Origin of the sequence: Rhodohalobacter sp. SW132 (genome assembly GCF_003390325.1) — a bacterium.
In the GTDB taxonomy this organism is placed as follows: Bacteria; Bacteroidota; Rhodothermia; order Balneolales; family Balneolaceae; genus SW132.
Window position 1 is genome coordinate 1 of sequence record NZ_QUOK01000031.1, and the last position, 1,138, is coordinate 1,138.

Consider the following 1,138-nt stretch of genomic DNA (forward strand, 5'->3'; position numbering starts at 1 on the left):
TCCTGCTCATTGTAGGTAAAACCGGGACGAACCGGGGTATAGTTTGACGGATTGGGTATGTAGGCGGTAATACCTGCCTGCTCACACAAAGAAATATTCTCGCCGGCCGAATAACCGCCGTCGGCAAGTAATTCTTTGATTTGCCGGTCAAAGTTAGCCAGGTTTTCACGGGCTTTTGCAAGCAACTCGGGAAAACTTTGCGGATCTTTTCGGCTTCCGTAATCGCCCATTGCGGCTGTTACCACACCATGCTGACTATCCACGCAGACCTGCCCGTGGTAGTACATATCTTTTGGTTTATTCGGTTTTATCGCCATGCGGGCGTCCGGATCGCTGCTGCATTGATGGGTGTCATTTTTAAGTCGGGTTTTACCTTTAGTATCCTTGTTATCCGGTGGAAGCGCCACAGATTCTAATGCTGGCGGAGATGGAGGTGATGGGGGCCTAGCCTGCGGCTCATCATCGATATTTTCCTGATTTACCTGCCGGCAATACTCACTGGCATCTTCAAGAATTTGCTTGCGCTGCATCGAGTCAATATGGGCATTAGCCTTAACCAAAGCGCTATCGACCACTTGGCGGGTTCCGTCCACCAGGCCTGCGTCCACACACAACGCAAGAATGGTGGTAAAAACATTCTCATATACATCTTCACCAAACAACGCACGCGTCCGTGATAAGGTGCTGTGAACTGGCAGAGGCTGATCAATGTCATATCCAATGAACCATCGTGCTGACAAGCTATCGTTGCAAAATCGAATCAGTGCGCGATCGCTAACAATATTATTGAAGTAGCCAACCAAGCAGATCTTAAAAAATACCACTGGATCAATGCTTTTTTGTCCCTCCAAACCATAGTATGGACGTGTCTGTTTATAGAGAAACCGAAGATCAAGCTCTTGGTCGATTCGACGTAACGGATGATCGGAGGAGATGTGTTCTTCGAGGCTAAATTGATAGAAAAGTTTCGAGGTACGTTGTTTTATTCCTTGCATGCGGAAAGATAAGAAAACCTCTCAATTAAAAACATATCCTACTGTTATTATTTGAGTTGAATGACACGTAGTAACAAGATACTTATCACTACAAACTCACCAATCTGAGTTGTGCAACACGCACTAAAACGTGGGGTTACTAT

The 1,138-nt window shown here is 46.0% G+C and carries 1 protein-coding gene; it reads right to left on the reverse strand.

Going from position 1 to position 1,138, the window contains the following annotated elements; all coding sequences use genetic code 11:
- Nucleotides 1–995 (reverse strand): transposase (locus tag DYD21_RS20935; RefSeq protein WP_147303672.1); only part of this gene is annotated, 995 nt, incomplete at its 3' end.
- Nucleotides 996–1,138: the final 143 nt, after the last annotated feature.